Source organism: Sphaerisporangium fuscum, assembly GCF_018531465.1.
Lineage (GTDB): Bacteria > Actinomycetota > Actinomycetes > Streptosporangiales > Streptosporangiaceae > Sphaerisporangium > Sphaerisporangium fuscum.
Genome location: NZ_JAHDTF010000007.1, coordinates 20,159 through 42,435 on the forward strand (window position 1 = coordinate 20,159; position 22,277 = coordinate 42,435).

15 protein-coding genes are annotated in these 22,277 nt (G+C 71.7%); 14 read left to right on the plus strand and 1 reads right to left on the minus strand.

Annotated elements, in window-relative coordinates:
• The first annotated feature begins 21 nt into the window (after window positions 1–21).
• The 7 genes from KIK05_RS10740 to KIK05_RS10770 are packed head-to-tail and all read left to right on the plus strand — an operon-like array spanning window position 22 to window position 12,067.
• On the plus strand, window positions 22–984 hold the full coding sequence (locus KIK05_RS10740; RefSeq protein ID WP_250562609.1) for a DUF1702 family protein: 963 nt from the start codon (window positions 22–24) through the stop codon (window positions 982–984).
• Complete coding sequence (locus KIK05_RS48050; protein WP_214410485.1) at window positions 981–2,939, plus strand: FG-GAP repeat domain-containing protein; 1,959 nt, start codon at window positions 981–983, stop codon at window positions 2,937–2,939. Before KIK05_RS10740 ends, KIK05_RS48050 begins: the two co-directional genes overlap by 4 nt.
• 5 nt (window positions 2,940–2,944) lie before the next feature.
• Entirely contained in the window at window positions 2,945–3,931 is a 987-nt protein-coding gene (locus KIK05_RS10750; RefSeq protein WP_214410486.1) for an enediyne biosynthesis protein, read from the plus strand.
• Window positions 3,928–9,675, plus strand: a complete 5,748-nt coding sequence (locus tag KIK05_RS10755) for a type I polyketide synthase (RefSeq protein WP_214410487.1) — start codon at window positions 3,928–3,930, stop codon at window positions 9,673–9,675. The genes KIK05_RS10750 and KIK05_RS10755 overlap by 4 nt, the downstream gene beginning before the upstream one ends.
• A gap of 3 nt (window positions 9,676–9,678) precedes the next feature.
• Window positions 9,679–10,107 carry an acyl-CoA thioesterase gene (locus tag KIK05_RS10760; RefSeq protein WP_214410488.1) on the plus strand — a complete coding sequence of 143 codons (429 nt, stop codon included), beginning with the start codon at window positions 9,679–9,681 and terminating at the stop codon, window positions 10,105–10,107.
• 32 nt (window positions 10,108–10,139) lie between these two features.
• Window positions 10,140–10,679 (plus strand): flavin reductase family protein, encoded by a 540-nt coding sequence (locus KIK05_RS10765; protein ID WP_214410489.1) that lies wholly within the window; start codon window positions 10,140–10,142, stop codon window positions 10,677–10,679.
• On the plus strand, window positions 10,676–12,067 hold the full coding sequence (locus tag KIK05_RS10770) for a cytochrome P450 (protein WP_214410490.1): 1,392 nt from the start codon (window positions 10,676–10,678) through the stop codon (window positions 12,065–12,067). Before KIK05_RS10765 ends, KIK05_RS10770 begins: the two co-directional genes overlap by 4 nt.
• A 159-nt stretch (window positions 12,068–12,226) precedes the next feature.
• On the opposite strand, the gene KIK05_RS10775 is transcribed toward KIK05_RS10770, so the two are convergent.
• Window positions 12,227–13,033, minus strand: coding sequence for a helix-turn-helix domain-containing protein (locus KIK05_RS10775; protein WP_214410491.1), 807 nt, complete (start codon window positions 13,031–13,033; stop codon window positions 12,227–12,229).
• 487 nt (window positions 13,034–13,520) lie between these two features.
• On the opposite strand from KIK05_RS10775, the gene KIK05_RS10780 reads away from it, so the two are divergent.
• From KIK05_RS10780 to KIK05_RS10810, 7 genes are all read left to right on the plus strand, one after another.
• Window positions 13,521–14,051: a DUF5987 family protein gene (locus tag KIK05_RS10780; protein WP_250562610.1), complete on the plus strand. Its 531-nt coding sequence runs from the start codon at window positions 13,521–13,523 to the stop codon at window positions 14,049–14,051.
• On the plus strand, window positions 14,048–15,703 hold the full coding sequence (locus KIK05_RS10785; RefSeq protein WP_214410493.1) for a GMC family oxidoreductase N-terminal domain-containing protein: 1,656 nt from the start codon (window positions 14,048–14,050) through the stop codon (window positions 15,701–15,703). Before KIK05_RS10780 ends, KIK05_RS10785 begins: the two co-directional genes overlap by 4 nt.
• Window positions 15,704–15,914: 211 nt before the next feature.
• Window positions 15,915–17,024: a carboxymuconolactone decarboxylase family protein gene (locus KIK05_RS10790; RefSeq protein ID WP_214410494.1), complete on the plus strand. Its 1,110-nt coding sequence runs from the start codon at window positions 15,915–15,917 to the stop codon at window positions 17,022–17,024.
• A 43-nt stretch (window positions 17,025–17,067) separates the two neighbouring features.
• Window positions 17,068–17,871, plus strand: coding sequence for a TIGR03084 family metal-binding protein (locus KIK05_RS10795; protein ID WP_214410495.1), 804 nt, complete (start codon window positions 17,068–17,070; stop codon window positions 17,869–17,871).
• 554 nt (window positions 17,872–18,425) lie between these two features.
• Window positions 18,426–19,331, plus strand: a complete 906-nt coding sequence (locus tag KIK05_RS10800; RefSeq protein WP_214410496.1) for a prephenate dehydrogenase — start codon at window positions 18,426–18,428, stop codon at window positions 19,329–19,331.
• A gap of 718 nt (window positions 19,332–20,049) precedes the next feature.
• Window positions 20,050–21,672: an MFS transporter gene (locus KIK05_RS10805; RefSeq protein WP_308249853.1), complete on the plus strand. Its 1,623-nt coding sequence runs from the start codon at window positions 20,050–20,052 to the stop codon at window positions 21,670–21,672.
• 183 nt (window positions 21,673–21,855) lie between these two features.
• The gene (locus KIK05_RS10810) at window positions 21,856–22,185 is read left to right on the plus strand and encodes a YciI family protein (protein ID WP_214410497.1); all 330 of its coding nucleotides are present in this window, start codon (window positions 21,856–21,858) and stop codon (window positions 22,183–22,185) included.
• Window positions 22,186–22,277: the final 92 nt, after the last annotated feature.

Consider the following 22,277-nt stretch of genomic DNA (forward strand, 5'->3'; position numbering starts at 1 on the left):
TTGGCCAGCTTTCTGCGGTCGTTGAGACGCCGTATCATCACCCCTGACGTCTCCGAGACGAAGCTCTCCACGCGCGGCTTCCACGTCAAGAGCCCGGAAGCCCGCGACCTCCTGGAGACCGTCGGCGAGATGTTCCTCACCGGCTACGCCTACGCCGCCGAGGCGCGTACGCCCGCCGAGGCCGAGGAGCGCCTGGAGGAGATCCCCCCGCGCTGGCGCGGGTTCGCCTACGAAGGCGCCGGCATGGCCTTCGGCATCCTCGACGCGATGCCCTTCCAGGGCGGGCGCAAGGTCGCCGACTTCCTCGCCCAGCCGGGTGGCGCCTCCCAGGTCTACCTGATCTACGTAGGCGTCGGCTGGGCCATGGCCCGGCTGCCGAAGTTCCTGTGGGGGAAACTGCACGTCCCCGACCCCCTGCTGCGCTACCTGGCGCTCGACGGATACGGCTTCCACCAGGCCTACTTCCGCACCGAGCAGTACGTCCACGGCCAGTACCAGGACCCGCGCTTCCCGTGGCCGTCCGACGCGCCCGCCGGGTACGCCAACCGCGTCATCGACCAGGGCATCGGGCGGGCCATGTGGTTCGTCGGCGGCACCGACCCCGAGGTCGTGGCGACCCTGATCGAGAAGTTCCCCGAGCACCGCCGGGGCGACCTGTACGCCGGCTCCGGCCTCGCCGCCACCTACGCCTGCGGGGCGGACGGCGACGAGCTGCGGGCCTTCCGGGACCGGGCGGGCGCCCACCGTCCCCAGCTCGCCCAGGGCTCGGCGTTCGCGGCCGAGGCCCGGGTGCGTCCCGGCCTGGTCGTCCCCGCGACCGAGGCCGCCACGGCGGTCTTCTGCGGCGTGACGCCGCGGCAGGCGGCCCGCATCAGCGAAGAATGCCGCCCCGACCAGCCCATCACGGGTGATGTGCCGGCCTACGAGGTGTGGCGGCAGCGCATCGCCGACCAGTTCGTATCTATTGGAGGTGTTAGCCGGTGACCGCGACCCTTGGCTGGCTGCGCAGACAGCTGGCGGGAATCGTCGCGCTCGTGCTCGTCACGAGCGTCTTCCTGATCGCTCGTCTGCCTTCGTACTCCGCGGCCGAGACCGAGAACATGGCGAGCAAGTTCTCGTTCAAGCCGCTGTCGATCGCCCTGCCCGGCGGTTTCCCGGAGCAGTCGATCCGTAAGGTGAACAAGGACTACACGCACATCGACGCCTGGATCTCCTCGGTCGGCGCGGCCATCGCCATGAACGACCTGGACGGCGACGGCCTGTCCAACGACCTGTGCCTGGTGGACACGCGCATCGACCAGGTCGTGGTGACGCCCACCCCGGGCGCGCGCGCCGACCGGTACGCGCCGTTCGCGCTGAACCCGGCGCCGCTGCCGATGAACGACCACATGGCGCCCATGGGCTGCGTCCCCGGTGACTACAACGAGGACGGCCGCCTCGACCTGCTGGTCTACATGTGGGGCCGCACTCCGATCATCTACCTGGCCAAGCCCGGCGCGGCCAAGCTGTCGGCCGACGCCTACCAGCCCGTCGAACTGGTGCCGGGCCCGAACTCCACCAACGGCGTCTACACCGGCAAGCAGTGGAACACCAACGCCGCCACCGTGGCCGACTTCGACGGCGACGGGCACGACGACATCTTCATCGGCAACTACTTCGCCGACGGTCCGGTGCTCGACCCCACCAAGAGCGGTGGCGTGCACATGAACCACTCGATGTCCGACGGCCACAACGGTGGCGAGGACTACTTCTTCCGCTTCACCGGGGCCTCGGCCAACGGCGTCAGCTACCAGTGCCTGGACAACGTGCTGTCCAAGACGGCCTCCAAGGGCTGGGAGCTGGGCGCCGCCGCCACCGACCTGGACGGCGACCAGCTGCCCGAGCTGTACCTGGCCAACGACTTCGGCCCGGACCGCATGTTCTACAACCGTTCGACCCCGGGGCACATCAAGCTCTCCCCGGTGGAGGGCGTGCGCTCGCCGATCGTCCCCAAGTCCAAGTCGGTCGGCAACGACTCCTTCAAGGGCATGGGTGTCGACTTCGGCGACTTCAACCACGACGGCATCTACGACATGTTCGTCAGCAACATCACCACCTCCTGGGGCATCGAGGAGAGCAACTTCCAGTACATCTCCACGGCCAAGAACCAGGCCGACCTGCGCTCGAAGCTGCGCGAGGGCGTGGCGCCGTGGAAGGACGAGAGCGCGCCCAACGGCACCGCGTGGTCCGGCTGGGGCTGGGACCCCAAGATCGAGGACTTCAACAACAGCGGCGAGCTGTCGATCGCCCAGGCGACCGGCTTCGTCAAGGGCCAGACCGACCGCTGGCCGCAGCTGCAGGAGCTGGCCACGGCCAACGACGAACTGCTGCAGAACCCGTTCTGGTGGCCGAACGCCCGCGCGGGTGACGACATCGGCGGGCACCAGACGATGAAGTTCTTCGTCAAGGGCCCCGACGGGCGGTACGCCGACCTCGCCCCCGAGCTCGGCCTCGCCATCCCGACGCCCACCCGCGGCATCGCCACCGGCGACGCCGACGGCGACGGCCGCATCGACTTCGCCATCGCCCGGCAGTGGGGCGAGCCGGTCTTCTACTCCAACCAGAGCCCCGGCACCGGCGCCTACCTCACCCTGCAGCTCACCCGCGACAGCGGCGTGACCGCCGGCACCCTCCCCGGCGCCGGTTCCCCGGTCACCGGCGCCCAGGTCACCGTCACCACCGCCGACGGGCGCAAGTTCATCGGCCGCGTCGACGGCAGCAGCGGCCACTCCGGCCGGCGCAGCAGCGAGGTGCACATCGGCCTCGGCCAGAACGTCGCCGGGCCGCTCAAGGTGCACCTGCAGTGGCGCGACCGTACCGGACAGGTACGCGACCAGGACCTCCAGCTCAACCCCGGCCGGCACTGCCTCGAGCTCGGCCAGCAGGCCAAGGAGAAGTGATCGACATGTCGGACAAGAAACCCAGTGCGCCGCCGCGTCATGACCCCAAGGTGGTCATCGCCCTGCGCAACTTCGCGATCTCGATCAGCGTCTTCAACATCGTCGGCTTCACGATCCTCGGTTTCGAGCAGCCGTGGCTGTGGCCCTTCATCGCCCTGGCGACCGGTTACGCCACCGAGATCGGCCTTGAGTACATCGGCGCCAAGGCCGAGAAGCGCGCGCCGCGCTACCAGGGCAACGGCTTCCGCGGCCTGATGGAGTTCCTGTACCCGGCGCACATCAGCAGCCTCGCGATGAACATGCTGATCTACGTCAACGACCGGCTGTGGGTGCTCATCTTCGGCGTCATGGTCGCGGTCGGCGCCAAGTGGGTGCTGCGCACGCCCATCAAGGGCCGGATGCGGCACTACATGAACCCGTCGAACTTCGGCATCGCCGTCATCCTGCTGCTGTTCCCCTGGGCCAGCATCGCCCCGCCGTACCACTTCACCGAGCACGTCGACACCTGGGTGGACTGGCTGATCCCGGCCATCATCATCCTCGGCGGCACGATGCTGAACGGCAAGCTGACCAACCGCATGCCGCTCATCGCCGGCTGGGTCGGCGTCTTCGCCCTCCAGTCGATCGTCCGCGGCATCCTGTTCGGCACCTCGATCCCCGCCGCGCTCGGCATGATGACCGGTGTCGCGTTCGTGCTGTTCAGCAACTACATGATCACCGACCCGGGCACCAGCCCGTCCAAGCCGGCCAACCAGGTGCTGTTCGGCGGCGGCGTCGCCCTGATGTACGGCCTGCTGACCGCCGTGCACATCTCCTACGCCATCTTCTTCGCCACCGCCGCCGTCTGCGCCATCCGCGGCGGCTTCCACTGGTCGATCCACTTCATGGAGAAGGCCCGCAAGCAGCGCGAGGCGCAGGCGGCGATCCAGGCCATCGCCGACCTGCCGGTGGAGAAGGGCAAGCCCGCCGGGAAAGAGGTCGCGGCCGTATGAGCAGGATCGCGATCGTCGGCATGGCGTGCCGCTACCCGGACGCCGCCTCGCCGAGAGAGCTGTGGGAGAACGCTCTCGCCGGTCGCCGTGCCTTCCGCAGGCTCCCCGACGTGCGCATGCGCCTGTCGGACTACTGGCACCCCGATCCGGCGCACCCCGACACCTTCTACGCCCGCACCGCCGCGGTGATCGAGGGGTACGAGTTCGACCGGGTGGGCTACAAGATCGCCGGTAGCACCTACCGCTCCACCGACCTGACGCACTGGCTCGCCCTCGACATGGCGGGCCGGGCGCTGGCGGACGCGGGCTTCCCCGGGGCGGAGGGCCTGCCCCGGGAGCGCACCGGCGTGGTGGTCGGCAACACCTTGACCGGCGAGTTCACCAGGGCCAACGTCATGCGGCTGCGCTGGCCGTACGTCCGCCGCACGGTGGCCGCGGTGCTCAAGGAGCAGGGCTTCGACGACGACCGGCTCGAAGGCCTGCTGTCGGACCTGGAGGCGACCTACAAGAGCCCGTTCCCTGGGATCGACGAGGACACCCTGGCGGGCGGCCTGTCGAACACCATCGCCGGGCGGATCTGCAACCACTTCGACCTCAACGGCGGCGGCTACACCGTCGACGGCGCCTGCTCCTCCTCGCTGCTGTCGGTGACGACGGCGTGCAAGGCGCTCATCGACGGCGAGGTCGACGTCGCGATCGCCGGCGGCGTCGACCTGTCCATCGACCCGTTCGAGATCGTGGGCTTCGCCAAGACCGGCGCCCTGGCCAAGAGCGACTTCCGGCTGTACGACCGCCACTCCAACGGCTTCTGGCCGGGCGAGGGCTGCGGCATGATCGTGCTGATGCGCGAGGAGGAGGCCGTCGAGGCCCGGCGCCGCGTCTACGCCACCATCGCCGGCTGGGGCATCTCCTCCGACGGCAAGGGCGGCATCACCCGCCCCGAGGTCAGCGGGTACAAGCTGGCGCTGCGGCGGGCCTACGAGCGGGCCGGGTTCGGCATCGAGACGGTGGGCCTGTTCGAGGGCCACGGCACGGGCACGGCGGTCGGTGACGCCACCGAGCTGACCGCGCTGTCGCAGGCCAGGGCCGAGGCGGGCGCCGAGCCCGGCGCCGCCGCCGTGACGTCCATCAAGGGGATGATCGGGCACGCCAAGGCCGCGGCCGGCGTCGCCGGGCTGATCAAGGCCGCGATGGCGGTGCACGAGCAGGTGCTCCCGCCCGCCATCGGCTGCGTCGACCCGCACGAGATCCTCACCGGGGAGTCGGCGCCGCTGCGCGCCCTGCGCAAGGCCGAGCCGTGGCCCGCGCGGACCCCGGTGCGGGCCGGCGTCACCGCCATGGGCTTCGGCGGCATCAACACCCACGTGGTGCTGGAGAAGACCGGCCCGCGCAAGCGGCCGTCCACCCGCACCAAGACGCTGGCCGCGTCACTGCAGGACGCCGAGCTGCTGCTCGCCGACGCCGCCTCGCCGCAGGCGCTGCGCGAGCGGCTCGCCGAACTGGCCGACTTCGTCCCCGCGGTGTCGTACGCCCAGCTCGCCGACCTCGCTGCCACGCTGCAGCGGGACCTGCGCGACCTGCCGTTCCGCGCCGCCGTCGTGGTCACCTCGCCCGAGGACGCCGAACGGCAGCTGCGCCGGGTGCTCGACGCGCTCGACGCCGGCGAGACCAGCCTGTTCGCCTCCGACGGCCGGGCCTTCCTCGGTCACGCGGACGGGCCCGGACGCGTCGGCTTCCTGTTCCCGGGCCAGGGCTCGGGGCGCGGCACCAGCGGCGGCGCGCTGCGGCGGCGCTTCCCCGAGGTGGAGGAGGTGTACCTCCAGGCGAAGCTGCCCACCGGCGGCGACATGGTGGCGACCGCGGTGGCCCAGCCCCGCATCGTCACCGGCTCGATCGCCGGGCTGCGCGCCCTGACCACCATCGGGGTCGAGGCGGACGTCGCGGTCGGCCACAGCCTCGGCGAGATCTCCGCCCTGCACTGGGCGGGCGCCCTCGACGAGGAGGCCCTGCTGCGCCTGGCCGCCGCCCGCGGCAAGGCCATGACCGAGCACAGCGCCTCGGGCACCATGGCGGGCGTCCGCGCGACGCCCGACGCGGTGAACGACCTGATCGCCGACCTGCCGGTCGTCATCGCCGGGTACAACGGGCCCGAGCAGACCGTCGTCGCCGGGCCCGTGGACGCCATCGAGGCGTTCGGCGGCAAGGCGACGGCCGCGGGCCTGAAGTGGACCCGCCTCGCCGTCTCGCACGCCTTCCACTCGCCGCTGGTCGCGCCGGCCGCCGACGCGTTCGGCGAGCGGCTCGCCGAGGAGGAGTTCGCCCCGATCGGGCGGCAGATCGTCTCCACCGTCACGGGGGAGACGCTGCCGTCGAACATCGACATCCCGGCGCTGCTGCACCGGCAGATCACCGACCCGGTGCTGTTCACGCAGGCCGTGGAGCGGGCGGCCAAGGGCATCGACCTGTTCGTCGAGGTCGGGCCGGGCCGGGTGCTCAGCGGGCTGGCGTCGTCGGTGACCGACGTGCCCGCCGTCGCCCTGGACACCGACGACGAGTCGCTGACCGGGCTGCTGCGGGTGGCCGGCGCGGCGTACGTCGCGGGTGTCCCGGTCGTGCACGAGGAGCTGTTCCACGGCCGGCTGGTCCGGCCGCTGGAGGTCGGCGCGGAGTTCTCGTTCTTCCAGAACCCGACCGAGAAGGCCCCGGAGGTGCGCATCGGGGGCGCCGCGGCGGCCTCGGCCGTCGCGGCGGCGCCCGCCGCCACCGCCGAGGCCCCGGCTGCCGGCGGCGCCGCCGAGTCGAGCATCGACCTGCTGCGCCGCCTGGCCGCCGAGCGGGCCGAGCTGCCGCTGGAGATGGTCAGCGCGGACAGCAGGCCGCTGGACGAGCTGCACCTCAGCTCGGTCACGGTCATGCACATCATCGACCAGGCCACCCAGCGGCTCGGCGTGCCGGCCTCCCACGCGCCGACGAACCTGGCGACGGCGAGCCTGCGCGAGCTGTCGGAGGCGCTGGACGCGCTGGCGCAGAACGCGGGCGCGGCCGACTCCAAGGCTCCCGCCATCGTGGCGGGCGCCGCCCCCTGGGCGCGGGCGTTCGCCGTCGACCTGGACGAGCTGCCGCTGCCGGCCCGCACCTCCCCGCAGGAGAACGGCCCGTGGCAGCTGTACGCGGCCGGGGACTCCCCCCTCGCCGGGCCGCTGCGCGAGGCGCTCGAACGCGGGAAGGTCGGTTCCGGTGTACTGGTGGTCCTGCCGCAGAACTGCGCAGAGGAGCATCTGGAGCAGGCGCTGCTTGCGGCCAAGACGGCGGCCGGCAGCCCCGAGGGCACCCGCTTCGTGGTCGTCCAGCACGACCGCGGCGCGGCCGGGCTGGCCAAGACGCTGCAGCTTGAGGCGCCGCACCTCCGCACCACCGTCGTCCACGTGCCGGTGACGGACGAGGCGGTCGGCTGGGTCGTGGGCGAGGTCGCCGCGACCACCCGGTTCGCCGAGGCGTTCTACGACGAGCACGGCGCGCGGCGCGTGCCGACGCTGCGGGTGCTGCCCGTGACCCCGGCCCGTACCGTCCAGCCGCTGGGCGCGGACGACGTGCTGCTGGTGACCGGCGGCGGCAAGGGCATCACCTTCGAGTGCGCCCTGGCCGTGGCCGCCGACAGCGGCGCCAGGCTCGCCATCCTCGGCCGCTCGGACGCCGCGGCGGACGAGGAGCTCGCGGCCAACCTGCGCAGGCTCGCCGACACGGGCGTGACCGCCCGCTACGCGCGCGCCGACGTCACCGACGCGGACCAGGTCCGCGCCGGCGTCGCCGAGCTGGAGGCCGCCCTCGGGCCCGTCACCGCCGTCCTGCACGGCGCGGGACGCAACGAGCCGGCGGGCATCCCGAGCCTCGACGCGGCCGCGTTCCGGCGGACGTTCGCCCCCAAGATCGACGGCCTGCGCAACGTGCTCGACGCCGTCGAACCGGAGCGGCTGCGCCTGCTGGTGACGTTCGGCAGCATCATCGGCCGCGCCGGGCTGCACGGCGAGGCGCACTACTCCACGGCCAACGACTGGATGGCCGACCTCACCCGCGAGTTCGGCGAACGGCACCCGCGGTGCCACGCGATCTGCATGGAATGGTCGGTGTGGTCCGAGGTCGGCATGGGCGAGAAGCTGTCGGTCGTCGAGGGCCTGGCCCGCAAGGGCATCACGCCGATCAACCCCGAGCAGGGCGTGGGCATCATGCGGCGCCTGGTCACCGACCCCGACAGCCCCTCGATCGTCGTGATCAGCGGGCGCACCGAGGGTGTCGGCACCGTCCGGTACGACCTGCCGGAGCTGCCGCTGCTGCGGTTCGTCGACAAGCCGCTGATCCACTACCACGGCGTCGAGCTGGTCACCGAGGCCGAGATGAACGCCGGCACCGACCTCTACCTGGCCGACCACCTGCTCGACGGGAACCTGCTGTTCCCCGCGGTGTTCGGCATGGAGGCCATGGCCCAGGTCGCCCACGCCCTCACCGGGCGCGAGGCGGCGCCGGTCATCGAGGAGGCGGAGTTCCTGCGGCCCATCATCGTGCCGCCGGAGGGCAGTACGACGATCCGCATCGCCGCCACCGTCACCGGCGACGACACCTTGCGGGTGTCGATCCGCAGCGCGGAGACCGGCTTCGAGGTGGACCACTTCCGCGCCGGGCTGCGCTACACCGCGGACCCGGCGCCCGCCGGGCCGCCGGACCAGGTCGCCGAGGGGCTGCCCCCGGTGCCGCTGGACCCGGCGACCGAGATGTACGGTGACACGCTGTTCCAGGGCACCCGGTTCCACCGGCTGCGCCGTTACCACCGGGCCGCCGCCCGGCACGTCGACGCCGACGTCGCGGCGCTGTCCGCCCGCGACTGGTTCGCCGGGTACCTGTCGGGTGAGCTGCTGCTCGGCGACCCCGGCATGCGTGACGCGCTCATGCACGGCAACCAGGTCTGCGTCCCGGACGCCACGCTGCTGCCGGTCGGCATCGAGCGCGTGCACCCCGGCGGGGCCGCGCTGGCGGAGGCGGGCGAGCTGCGCTACTGCGCCACCGAACGCTCCCGCGACGGCGACACCTACATTTACGACATCGCCGTGCGCACGCCGTCCGGCGAGGTCGTCGAGCGGTGGGAGGGCCTGCGCCTGCAGGCCGTGCGCAAGAAGGACGGACGCGGGCCGTGGGTGACGCCGCTGCTCGGCTCCTACCTCGAGCGCACGCTGGAGGACCTCGTGGGCGCGCGCGTCGCGGTCGCGGTGGAGCCGTACGACGAGGACGGCGACGCCGAGGCCCGTACGGCCGTGGCCGCCGGGCGCGCCCTCGGCCGTCCGGTCGAGGTGCGGCAGGTGGACGGCCGGCTGGAGGCGGACGGCACCCCGGTCGCCGCCGCCCACGGCGCCGGGCTGACCCTCCTGGTGGCCGGTACGGCGGCCGGTGCCGCCGTCGCGCAGGTGGCCGAGCGGACACAGGCCGAGTGGCGGGAACTGCTCGGTTCCCACGCGCCGCTCGCCGAGGAGGTCTCCCGGCAGACCGGCGAGGGCCTCGACACCGCCGCGGCCCGGGTGCTGGCCGCCGTCGAAAGCCTCGGCGGCGCCGGCTCCACGCTCGCCCTCACCCCGGCCGGGCACGGCGCCTGGGCGGTCTTCGCCGCCGGCGACGCGCGCGTGTCGACGCTCGTCACCACCCTGCGGGACGCACCGCACCCGGTCGTGCTCGCGGTCCTCACAGAAGGGCGGTCCTAGGCCATGGGCAAGTACTACGAATACCTGCACACGGTCGGCTTCGAAGAGACCAACATCGTCGGCAACGTGTACTACGTCAACTACCTGCGCTGGCAGGGACGCTGCAGGGAGATGTTCCTCAAGGAGCGGGCGCCGGAGGTCCTCGCCGACCTCCAGGACGACCTGAAGCTGTTCACGCTGAAGGTCGACTGCGAGTTCTTCGCCGAGATCACGGCCTTCAGCGAGCTGTCCATCAGGATGCGGCTGCAGGAGCTGGCCCAGACCCAGGTCGAGTTCAGCTTCGACTACGTCCGGCTCGACCCGGACGGCACCGAGGTCCTGATCGCGCGGGGACGCCAGCGGGTGGCGTGCATGCGCGGGCCGAACACCCGCACGGTCCCCTCCAGGGTCCCCGACGCCCTGGCGCGGGCGCTCGAACCGTACGCCTCGTAGGCGCGGACCAGGAAGCAAGCCAGGAGGACAGCGTGAAAGTCGACAACTCCACGGAATCCCGCCCGGTGGCGGACGTCGCCACGCTGCGGCGGGCGTTCGGGACCTTCGCCACCGGGGTCACGGTGGTCACGACGGGCGGCCCCAACCCGCACGCCATGACCGCCAACTCCTTCACCTCCGTCTCGCTCGACCCGCCACTGGTGCTGATCTGCGTCGACCGCGGCGCCGTGATGCACCAGTGCCTCACCGCCACCGGCAGCTTCGGCGTGTCGGTGCTGGCCGCGCACCAGGAACGCGTCGCGCTGCACTTCGCCGACCGCTGGCGCACCCTGGGCGCGGCCCAGTTCGACCACGTCGACTGGGCTCCCGGCGAGGTGACCGGGGTGCCGCTCCTCACGGGCACCCTGGCGAGCTTCGAGTGCGAACTGTGGCGGACCTACGACGGCGGCGACCACACGATCTTCATAGGGAAGATCGTGTCGCTGCACCGGCCGACCGACCGGGACGCCCTGCTCGTCTTCAAGGGCAAGTTCCGGCAGATCAGCCCCGACTGGAGCGAGGTGCCGTCGTGACCGTCACCAGGTCCGAGGCGTCCCGGCGGCCGTCCACCCCCCAGGGCGGCCGCCGGGTCCCCCCGGGTCCGCCCCTGTGGGCGGGCCCGGGGCTGTTCAAGAAGCTGGCCACCGACCGGCTCGCGCTGATGGCGCTCGCCGCGACGTACGGCGACGCCGCCCGGCTGGTCATCGGCCCGAAGAAGCTGTACTTCTTCAACCACCCCGACCACGCCAAGCACGTGCTCGCCGACAACAGCGGCAACTACCACAAGGGCGTCGGGCTCGTTCAGGCCCGGCGTGCCATCGGCGACGGGCTGCTGACCAGCGAGGGCGAGCTGTGGCGCAAGCAGCGCCGCATGATCCAGCCGGTCTTCCAGAACAAGCGCATCTCCCGGCAGGACGCGGCCATCGCCAAGGAGGCCGCCGGCCTCGTCGAGCGGCTGCGCTCCCATGCCGGGGGCGAGCCGGTCGACGTGGTGCAGGAGATGACCGCGCTCAGCCTCGGCGTGCTCGGGCGCACCCTGCTCGACGCCGACCTCGGCGCGTTCGCGACCATCGGGCACGCGTTCGAGGCCGTGCAGGACCAGGCGATGTTCGAGCTGGTCACGCTCAGCAAGGTGCCGATGTGGGTGCCGCTGCCCAAGCAGCTGCGGTTCCGCCGGGCGCGCGCCGAGCTGCAGCGGATCGTCGACCACCTGGAGGCCGAGCGGCTGGCCCGGCCCGGCGAGCTGGGCGACGACGTGGTGTCCCGCCTCATCGCCTCCACCCGGCAGGAGGCCGACCACCGGGTCGGCCGGCAGCGCATGCGGGACGAACTGGTCACGCTGCTGCTCGCCGGGCACGAGACGACGGCCAGCACGCTCGCCTGGACGTTCTACCTGATCGACCGGCACCCGGAGGTGCGGGAACGGCTGCACGCCGAGGCCGTGGAGGTGCTGGGCGACCGGCTCCCGGTGTACGAGGACCTCCACCGGCTCAGGTACACCGCCCAGGTGGTGGAGGAGGTCATGCGCCTGTACCCCCCGGTGTGGATGCTGCCCCGGGAGGCGCAGGGCGACGACGAGGTCGGCGGTTACCACGTGCCGGCGGGTTCGGACGTGCTGATCAGCCCGTACACGCTGCACCGGCATCCGGCCTTCTGGGACGACCCCGACCGGTTCGACCCGGACCGGTTCGACCCCGCCCGGCCGGTGAACCGGCCGAGGTACGCCTACATCCCGTTCGGCGCCGGGCCGCGGTTCTGCGTCGGCAACCACCTCGGGATGATGGAGGCGACGTTCGTCATCGCCATGGTGGCGCGTGAGCTGCGGCTCACCAAGGTCCCCGGGTACAAGGTGGTGCCGGAGCCCATGCTGTCGCTGCGGGTGCGCGGCGGGCTCCCGATGACCGTCCACCTGGCGGGCTGACCGCATCCGTCCCCCGCTCTCCCGCCGCCCGGAGAGCGGGGGGCCTTTCTCCCGCTTCGCCGTCGCCGGACACGTCGTGAGCCGGCCGGCGCCGCGGAGGCCGCGGAAACGACGAACAGGCCGGCGTGTGCCGGCCTGCAGGGGTCGTCGTGGGGGCTCTCAGTGGGTCAGCTGCGGGACGTTCATCTCGGCCCGCGGGCTCGGGGTGCTCGTGGCCAGATTCACCGACAGCAGGTCGCGCAGGGCCAGCAGCACCGGAGGGTCGAGGGGCCGCATCGGCCGCAGGTGCAGGTCGGCGACCTTCGTCTCCGCGCCGCCCCGCACGGTGATCGGCCCGTGCCGTCCGATGCACAGCGCCTCGTCGCCGCCCGGCGGGTGGTCGACGGCGTCCTCGCGCCCGGGGGCGATCGACTGCGCCATCAGGTGCCACTCGCCCTGGGGGACGTCCTCCAGGACGTACGGGCCCGGCTTGCGCAGGATCGTGTACCTGACGGGCCTGCCCTCGAGGATCCGGTCGGGGAAGAGCCCGGCGAAGATCGGCTGGTCCTTGAGCGGGGAGGAGATGGCGCCCGTGATCGTCGTCGCCGGCCCGTCGCCGGCGAGCTCCACCCACTCGATGGTCATCTGCGGGGTGATGCCCCGCATCTGCCGGTACTTCGTCGGCGAGACGCCGACGCTGCTGGTGAACCGCGAACTGAAGGTGCCGACGCTGGAATAGCCGACACGGTGGCTGATGTCGGTGACCGTCAGCGACGTCGAGGCGAGCAGCCTCTTGGCCTCCTGTAATCGCACGGCCGAAAGGAATCTGCCGGGAGAAAGCCCCGTCACGCGCTGGAAGACACGGGAGAAGTGGAATTTGCTGAACATCGCCGTACGGGCCATGTCGTTGATGGTGAGCTGCTCTCCGAGATTCTCGTGCATGCTTCTGACGACGCGAAGCACGGCCTGCTCGATCGCGTTATCCATTGCTCCCCCCGTGCGTTGGAGGTGTTGTGAGAATCGCCCCCGAATTGACACGGGAGAACTCGTCGCCACGAGCCTCCGTCATGTGCGCGCGCTCATGGCGGCGATCGGATCCCACTGAACCGGGTTGTGAAATCCTGGGAAAACGACGCTCGACGACGACACTTCGACGGCACTGGGCCATGTCATCAGAATTGGCCTCGGCGCCTTCCTGCGACAACCCCTATCCGCCCCCAGCCTGCCCATATGGGTTTCACCGGGATGGAAACCGATCACCACATTCGCGGGCCGAACCCGTGGAAACGGGCGCGCGTTCACCGGCAGGTGAGCGGTCGTACATCCGATGTACGCGATCCGGTCAGTAGGGCTGAAAGCACGGCAGAAGATGCGTTCGTCACGGTGATGGCTGACGGTGGACTGGTCAGCGGTCGACCCGGACGAGGAGACGCCTATGCCACCGCGAATCCCTGACGGATATGAAGCCAGGACGATGACCATCGAGGCGTTCGCCGACACCATCGTCCCCGGCGAGAAGCGGTTCCCCGGCGACCGGGCCGTCGTCGGCGCCTCAGCCGGCGGAGGGGCGGTGGCCTCCGGCGCCATCGAGCTGCTCGAATGGGACGCCACCGGGGTCAGCGAGGGCCTGGACGGCTTCGCGAGCGCACTGAACGACCACGCCACCGCGTACGCCGCCGAGCACGGGCTCACGCTGGACGAGTCGGTGCCGCCGTTCGTCGCCCTGGAGTTCGAGCAGCGCACCGACCTGGTGCGGCGCCTGACCGCCGTCGGCCACCCGGAGAAGGCGCTGTGGGTCAGCCTCGCCCTGTTCAGCAACATGGCCTTCGACTCCGCCGCCCACATGCACACCGCCGACGCGATCGCCGCCGGGCACCCGGGGCTGCTCGCGCTCGGCATCGAGAAGCCCGGTCCCGACGGGCTGTGGCGGTTCCCGCAGTACTCCTACGGCCGGCCGCTCGCCCGCCTGCACCCGGACACCACCCCCTCAGGGAGCCCCGCATGACCAGCACCGAACGCACCGACGTCCTCGTGGTCGGAAGCGGCTTCGGCGGCGCGATCGCGGCCTACCACCTCGCCGCCGGCGGCGCGAAGGTCGTGGTGCTCGAACGCGGGCCATGGCTGACGGGCAAGGACTTCGACCACGACTTCAAGCTCGGCTCGTCCTACACCCGGATCTTCGACTTCGTCGTGGGCGAGGGCATGAGCATCCTCGGCGGCAACTGCGTCGGCGGCGGCAGCGTCGTGTACTTCGCCGCGATGCCCCGCGCGCCGCGCTTCGTCTTCGAGCGCCGGGGCAGCATCGGGCGGCGCATGTGGCCGGCCGCGGTCAGCCGCGACACCCTCGACCCCTGGTACGACAGGGTGGCCGAGTCGATCCCGATCTCCAAGCAGGACTGGAACGATGTCAGCTATGCCGGAGGCCTCTGGGCCGCGGCCTGCGACCACGCCGGCCGTACGGCGAACCCCGTCCCCGCCGCGATCGACCTGTCGGCGTGCACCAACTGCAACTGGATGATGGCCGGGTGCCGCTTCGACGCCAAGAAGTCGCTGCTGTTCACCTACCTGCCGGCCGCCCTCGCGCACGGCGCGGAGATCCGGCCGCTGCACGAGGTGCAGCAGATCTCGCGGACCGACGACGGCGGCTACCGGGTCCACTACGACGTCATGGACGGCGAGGACTACCGCGTCCGCCACGAGAGCGGCACCATCGACGCCAAGATCATCGTGCTGGCGGCGGGCGCCGGGGCCACCCCCGTCATCCTGCAGCGCAGCGAGGCAACCCTCGGCGCCATGCCGTACGCCGTCGGCCGGTACTTCTCGGGCAACGGGGAGCGGCTCAACACCGCCATCTTCAACGAGGACCGCGTGCGCGAGGTGCTCGGGCTCGAACGCGGCGACGGCCTCGCCTACGAGGCCAACCAGATCGGCAAGGGCCCCGTCGTCGCCAGCTGGGACCGGCTCGACGGCTCGCTGCCGGAGTACTCCCGCTTCTCGCTGGAGCAGCTGTACTTCCCGCCCGGCCTCGGCACCATCCTCGCGCAGGTGCCCGGCGCCGAGGGGGTGAGCTGGTTCGGCGTGGACAAGAAGGAGATCCTCAAGCGCTGGCGGTCCTGGCTGATCATCTTCCAGATGATCGAGGACGACAACGAAGGCGTCTTCGGGCCGCCGCCCGCCAAGGGCAACGCCGACCGGCTGTCGCAGCAGATGCTGGGCATCGGCCGCCTCAGCTACAACCCCACCGCGAACACCTTGCGCGCCTGGGCGGAGGCGGACGCCGAGGTCAAGGACATCCTGGAACGCGACGGGCTGGCCGAGGTCGCGGCGTGGACCAACGACGTGGTGGGCGCCTACACCGTGCACCCGCTGGCGTCCTGCCGCATCGGCGACGACCCGGCGACCTCCGCGCTGGACGACCGCCACGAGCTGCGCGGCCACTCCGGCATCTTCGTCACCGACGGCTCCGCCGTCCCGGGGGCACTCACGGTCAACCCGGCCATGACCATCTCGGCCCTCGCCGAACGCGCCATCCCCGCCATCGTCCGCGCCGCCCGCGAACGAGGCGTCGACGTCACCTACGGCGCCCCCGCCCCGAACGGCTCCACCAGCGGCCGCAAGGGCGTCGCCCACCTCGTCCCCGACCTCCTCCACCACTGACCTCGCCGGGGGCGCTCCCGGGTGCTCGCCCGTGGGGCGCTTCTCCGCGGGTGTCACGTCGGCGGCTTCGGGGCGTTGGTGCCCGGGGTGCTCCGCCATGGGGTGTTTCTCCGTGGGCGCCGCGTCGGCGGGGTGGGGGACGGGCCGGATCGGCGCCCTGGGCGGCCGGGACCGGTGGAGGTTCGGTGAGGGTCTGGAGCAGGAGGTAACGATGGGGAAGGTGCTCAGCCGGGTGATGCTGCGCGGGGCGCTGGCGCACATCCGGCATGTCACGCCGGTGCGTCCGGGCGTCGCCGAGGGCCTGGTCGCGCGGGTGTACGCCCAGGTCGAGCGGGACTTCGGCATGCTGGCGCCGCCGATCGTGCTGCACTCGCCCGCCGCGGAGCCCCTGGCGGCCTCCTGGACGGTGCTGCGCGAGTCGCTGCTCGCCGCCGGGCGGGTCCCCCGTCCGGTCAAGGAGGCCGTCGCGACGGCCGTGTCGCTCGGCAACGCCTGCCCGTACTGCGTCGACGTGCACCAGGCCACCATGGACGGCCTGGTGCCGGGCCGACCCGCCGCACAGATCGCGGACGACCACCTCGACGCGATCGCCGACCCCGAGCTGCGCCGGGCCGCCGCATGGGCGCGCGCGACGGGGACGCGGGACGCGGCGGCGCGATCCGCTCCGCCGCTACCGCCTGAGCAGACCGGCGAACTGGTCGCGGTGGCGGTCACCTTCCACTACCTGAACCGCATGGTGAACGTCTTCCTCGGCGAGTCACCGCTGCCTCCCGAGGTGCCGGCCGGGGCGCGCGGCGGGCTCATGCGGCTCTTCGGCCTGCTCATGCGTCCGGCGGCGCGCAGGTCCGTACCCCCCGGGGCCTCGCTGGACCTGCTGCCGGCCGCGCCGCTGCCCCCGGACCTGTCCTGGGCCGGGACGCAAGCCCTGGCCGCGGCCTTCGCCCGCGCGGCCGCCGCGGCGGAGCGGGCGGGCCGCCGTTCGGTGCCGCAGCCGGTACGCGAACTGGTCGTCGCGCGGCTGGAGGCGTGGACCGGAGAGCCGCTCGGCCCGAGCCGCGCCTGGGCCGCCGCCGCGGTGGCCGGGCTCCCGGCCGCCCAGCGGCCCGCCGGACGGCTCGCGCTGCTGACCGCGATGGCGTCGTACCAGGTGGACCAGTCCGTGGTCGACGAGTTCCGGGCCGGCACACCGGACGACCGCGCACTGGTCGAGCTGACCTCGTGGGCGAGCTTCACCGCGGCCCGCCGGGCCGGCGCCTGGATCGTCCAGGCCCCGGAGTTCCACGACCAGGTCACCCGGCCTGTGCGCGGTGGCGCCCTGTGAGTTCCAAGCCTTCGAATTCCTGAACCGATGAGAGGACACGATCGTGAGCGAGCTGGATGAGGTGCTTCAGGCCCTGACCGCGGAAGGTGAGGAACTGGACCGCCTGGTCGCCGGGTTGGAACCGGCGCAGTGGGAACTGGCGACACCCGCCCCCGGGTGGACGATCCATGACCAGATCGCCCACCTGACCTTCATCTTCCGTCTGGCCGGCACCGCGGCGTCGGACGCCGAGGCGTTCGCGGCGATGGTCGCCGGTGCCGAGAACGACTTCAACGGCGCCGTGAACGCCGCGCTCGCCGCCTACGACGGCGACTCGCCCGAGGTGCTGCTCGGCAAGTGGCGCGCCGAGCGGGCCAAGGTGGTCGAGGCCCTGGCCGCCGTCCCGGCCGGGCAGACCGTCCCGTGGCTGGTCAACCCGCTGCCGCCGATCGTGCTCGCCTGCGCGGGCATCATGGAGCAGTTCGCCCACGGGCAGGACATCTTCGACGCCGTCGGGGTAGGGCGGGAGGTCACCGACCGCATCAAGCACCTGGTGGTGTTCGCCGTGCTGACCAGGGACTTCGGCTACCTGGCGCGGGGACTCACGCCGCCCGCGACCGAGTTCCGCTTCGAGCTGACCGCTCCCTCGGGCGAGCTGTGGGCGTACGGCCCGGAGGACTCGCCGCAGAAGGTCAGCGGGCCCGCCGCCGACTTCTGCCTGCTGGTCACCCGGCGGCGCCACCGCGACGACCTCGCCGTGGTCGCCACGGGGGAGGAGGCCGACCACTGGCTGGACATCGCCCAGTGCTACCGCGGCCCCGCAGGCGCCGGACGCACCCCGGGCCAGTTCGCCCCGGTCACGGTGTAGCACCCCGTTCACCGGTCATCCACCGCACAACGGCGCCGAACCCGCCGCACCACCTCCCGCCGTCGCGGCGCCGTAGAGAGAGCGACGGTGGGGGCGGGGGGTCGGTGTCGTTCTTGTGTCGCGGTGCCGCATCCGCTGCACCGCGTCCTGCCGTCGCGGCGCCGTACGGGGGCGGTTCGGAGTCGTTCTATTCGCCGTGGCCGGAGTCGTCGTACGGCGTCCTGTCGTCATGGCGGTGGAGAAAAGCCGGCGGCGGGAAATGGGAATGTTCCGGAGGGCTTCGCCGGCGACGTGCCGGTGGAGCCCTTCTGCATGTTCGCTCACGGGTTTCACCCCGTCCAGGACGGGCGTGGCAGGAAATGGCGGTCGGAAGGCAACTTGCTGCCTCCGGATCATGCGGCCGGACGGCTGTGAATGGCGCACAGTTGTTGGTGCGGGAACGATTTCGCAGCCAGAAGAAATGGCCGACGAAAGGCAGCAGGATCATGGTGGTCATGATGGCCGAAGGCGCCACCCGGTCGGATATCGGGGGCGCGCGGGAAAGCGTGGGGCCGGTGAATTCGCTCGCGATCCGCCGCGTCACGGTCATCGGCACCGGGGTGATCGGGACCTCGGTCGCGCTCTCCCTGCGGCGTGCCGGCATCCAGGTGGCCCTGTCCGACACCGACCGGGCCTCTCTCGCGCAGGCCGAGCGGATGGGCGCGGGCGCCGCGCTGACCGACGCCACGCCGCGCGCCGACGTGGTCGTCATCGCCACCCCGCCGTCCACCGTCGTGAAGGTGCTGCGGGAGGCGCAGGCGCGCGGACTGGGCCGCGTGTACACCGACGTGGCGAGCACGAAGGGCCGCATCTTCGCCGACGCCGAGCTCGCGGGCTGCGATTTCACCACCTATGTTCCCGGGCATCCCATGGCGGGCCGGGAGTTGTCCGGCCCCGCGGCGGCGCGAGCCGAGCTGTTCGCCGGCCGTTCGTGGGCCCTGTGCCCGCACCCCGGCACCTCTCAGGAGGCGGTACGCCTGGTGGCCGGGCTGGTGGCGGTGTGCGGGGGAGCGCCGAAGGTGCTGGCCCCCGAGGCGCACGACCGGGTGGTGGCCGCCGTCTCGCACGCGCCGCACGTGGTGTCGGCCGCGCTCGCCGCGCGGTTCGCCGGCGCCGACGCGACGATGCTGTCGCTTGTCGGCCCGGGGCTGCGGGACACCACCCGGATCGCGAGCGGCTCCCCGGCCCTCTGGTGCGACATCCTCGAGCAGAACGCCGAGTCGGTCGCGGCCGTGCTGGAGGACGTCGTCCGAGACCTGTCCGCGGCGGCGTCCGCGCTGCGGAGCTCCGGCGGGGCGGGGTCGGCGGTGCTGGCCGACCTGCTCGGCAGGGGCAATCTCGGGCGGGAGCGGATCGCCGGGGCCTGGTCGCAGGATCACAGCGGCCGCCCCGCCCCGGCACGGCGCCGGGACGCGGCCTGACGCGGCGGCCGGGCCGCGTCGGGTGCGTCCAGCGAACGGGTGAAGCGCGGATCGGGCGGCGCCTGCCATGGCGGGCGCGGGTCGGCGGCGGTCATTCGGGGGGTCGACAAGGAGGTGAAGGCAGAGAGCAATTTGAAAGAAGTATCGCGGGGTGATCGACGAGAGAATGCTGGAGAAAGCATCGGCAGAAGGTCCGTCGCCCGGCCGTCGCCGGTAGGAAGGAGCGTACCGACCAGCATGACAAGTGGATGGCTTAGCATGGTTTCTCCGGAATGTCCGAAATATAGGACAGAACGGGGTGGTCATGCGCAGAATCTCGCGCGTCGGCTGGTGTCGGTGTGTCCTACTATGGCTGGCTCTGACCGGTTTCTGGCTTTGTCGACGCGGCTTTCCTCCCCTCCCGCTTCGTGTCGCCGCGTGTCGCGGGATACGGGGAGCTCTGGGTCTGAGCTGTTGTCGAAGTCGTTCCTGGCGATCCTTGGTTGCTCCGCTCGCCGAAGTAGTCGTCCGCGTTCCGCAGGCCGTACTCGCACCACCGGCCTGGTCGTGAACGCCTAGAAGGCGGGCGCCGCTGCCGGAAGTCGATGGCGGGTTCAACCCTATATCGCAAACTCCGGGCAATCCGGCTTGATATCGAGCGTAACCCTGTAAATCGCACATCTTGCTCAATAGCGGCCAATTTCCCCCGTTGTGGCCGACGAAGAGAGGAAACAGGAACGTGACTGACGATGCGCAGCTCAAAGCTGGGCGACGTGAGTGGGTAGGTCTAGCCGCTCTGGCCCTCCCCACCCTTCTCGTCTCCTTCGACATCTTCATGCTGCTTCTGGCGCTGCCCCACCTGAGTGCCTCGCTGCACGTCACCAGCACCCAGCAGTTGTGGACCGTGGACATCTACGGGTTCATGGTCGCGGGCTTCCTGGTCACCATGGGCAACCTCGGAGACCGGATCGGCCGCCGCAAGCTGCTGCTGATCGGCGCCGCGGCCTTCGGCGTCGCCTCAGTGATCGCCGCCTACTCCACCAGCCCGGGAATGCTCATCGCGGCCCGCGCGGTGCTCGGCATCGCCGGCGCGACCCTCGGCCCGTCCACCCTGTCGCTGATCAGCAACATGTTCCGCGACGACAAGCAGCGGGCGACCGCCATCGGCATCTGGGCCGGCTGCTTCTCCATCGGGGCCATCGTCGGGCCCATCGTCGGCGGTTTCCTGCTCCAGCATTTCTGGTGGGGCTCGGTCTTCCTGGTGGGCGTCCCGGCGATGGTGCTGCTGCTGGTCGTCGGGCCGATTCTCCTGCCGGAGTACCGCAGCCCGCAGGCGGGCCGGATCGACCTGGTCAGCGTCGTGCTGTCGCTGGCCGCGATCCTGCCGATGATCTACGGCATCAAGGAACTGGCCAGGAACGGCTGGGAGGCCGTCCCGGCCGCCGCCCTGGTGATCGGCCTGATCATCGGCGTGGTGTTCGTACGGCGCCAGCGGGCGCTCGCCGACCCGCTGCTCGACCTGCGCCTGTTCAACAACGGCATCTTCAACACGGCGCTGACCAGCATGCTGTTCTACAGCGCGCTGACCGGCACCACGATGCTGTTCGTCACGCAGTACTTCCAGTCGGTCGCCGGGCTGCCCCCGATGCAGGCCGGGCTCGGCCTGCTGCCGGGTCTCGTCATGGGCATCATCAGCACCACCGTCTCGCCGCAGCTCGCCGGGAAGGTCGCCCCCGCCCGTCTCGTCGCGGGCGGCCTGATCCTCACCGTCGCCGGAATGGTCGTGCTCACCCAGGTCGACACGGGCTCCATCGGCATGATGATCGGCTTCGCCGTCTGGTGCCTCGGCGGCGGCCCGCTGCTGACCCTCGGCACCGGCCTCGTCGTCGGGTCCGTGCCGCCGGAGAAGGCCGGCTCTGCGTCGTCGCTGGGGCAGATCTCCAACGAGTTCGGCTACGCCCTCGGCATCGCGACCGTCGGCACCATCGGCACCTTCGTCTACCGCACGCAGGTGGAGGGGACGATCCCGGCGAGCGTCCCGTCCGGGGCCGTCAAGGCGGCCGAGGAGAGCGTCGCGGGCGCCACGGCGGTGGCCGGCTCGCTGCCCGAGCAGATCGCCGCGGCCCTGCTCGCCCCGGTGCGCGAGGCGTTCACCACGGGCCTGCACGTCGTGGCCGCCCTGAGCGCGCTGCTCCTGCTCGGCGTCGCCGTCGTCAACGCGGTCGTCCTGCGCAAGCTGCCGCCCTTCGGTCAGCCCCCGGCCGGCGGCGGCGAGCCGCAGGCCGAGGAGCCCGCCGCGGGTGAGGCCCAGGCGAGCGCCGCGCCGGACACCGAAAAGGCGCCGGTGGTCCAGGAGGTTTAGCCAGACCGCCTCCGGTGAGGTCTTGACCGGGCCTCACCGGAGCAGTCAACCGGATTTGTCAGTCGATTTCGTCAGGTTCGCCGACGAACAAAGAGCTCGGACCGTACCATCGTGCGCGGGTGCTTGCCGACGCGCGGTGGCCGGTTCGTTGTAAATGAACAACGACAATGGAAGGAGAGCCTGATGGCTCAGTTCGCGATTCTGCTTTACGCTCCCACCCCGGCCGACTGGTCGGACGCTCCGCAGGAGGAGCTCGAGGCCCACGGCGCCTACGCCGGAAAGATCGACGAGCTCGGTGCCAGCATCGTCGCGGGCTACGCGCTGCAGCCGAGCACGGCGGCCAAGGCCGTGCGCAGTGACGGCGTCACCGACGGCCCGGCCATCGACGACAAGCTGGTGCTGGGTGGCTTCACGGTGATCGAGGCCCGCGACATCGACCACGCCGTCGAGATCGCCAAGCTCAGCCCCGGCACCTGGCGCGGCGCCATCGAGGTCCGTCCGCTCTTCGGCTGACTCCTCCAACGGGCACCACGAGTACGACCGTCGCCGCGGGGGGGCCCCGGGGGGGCCGGGGGGCGGGGGGGCGGGGCGCGGCCCCCGGGGCC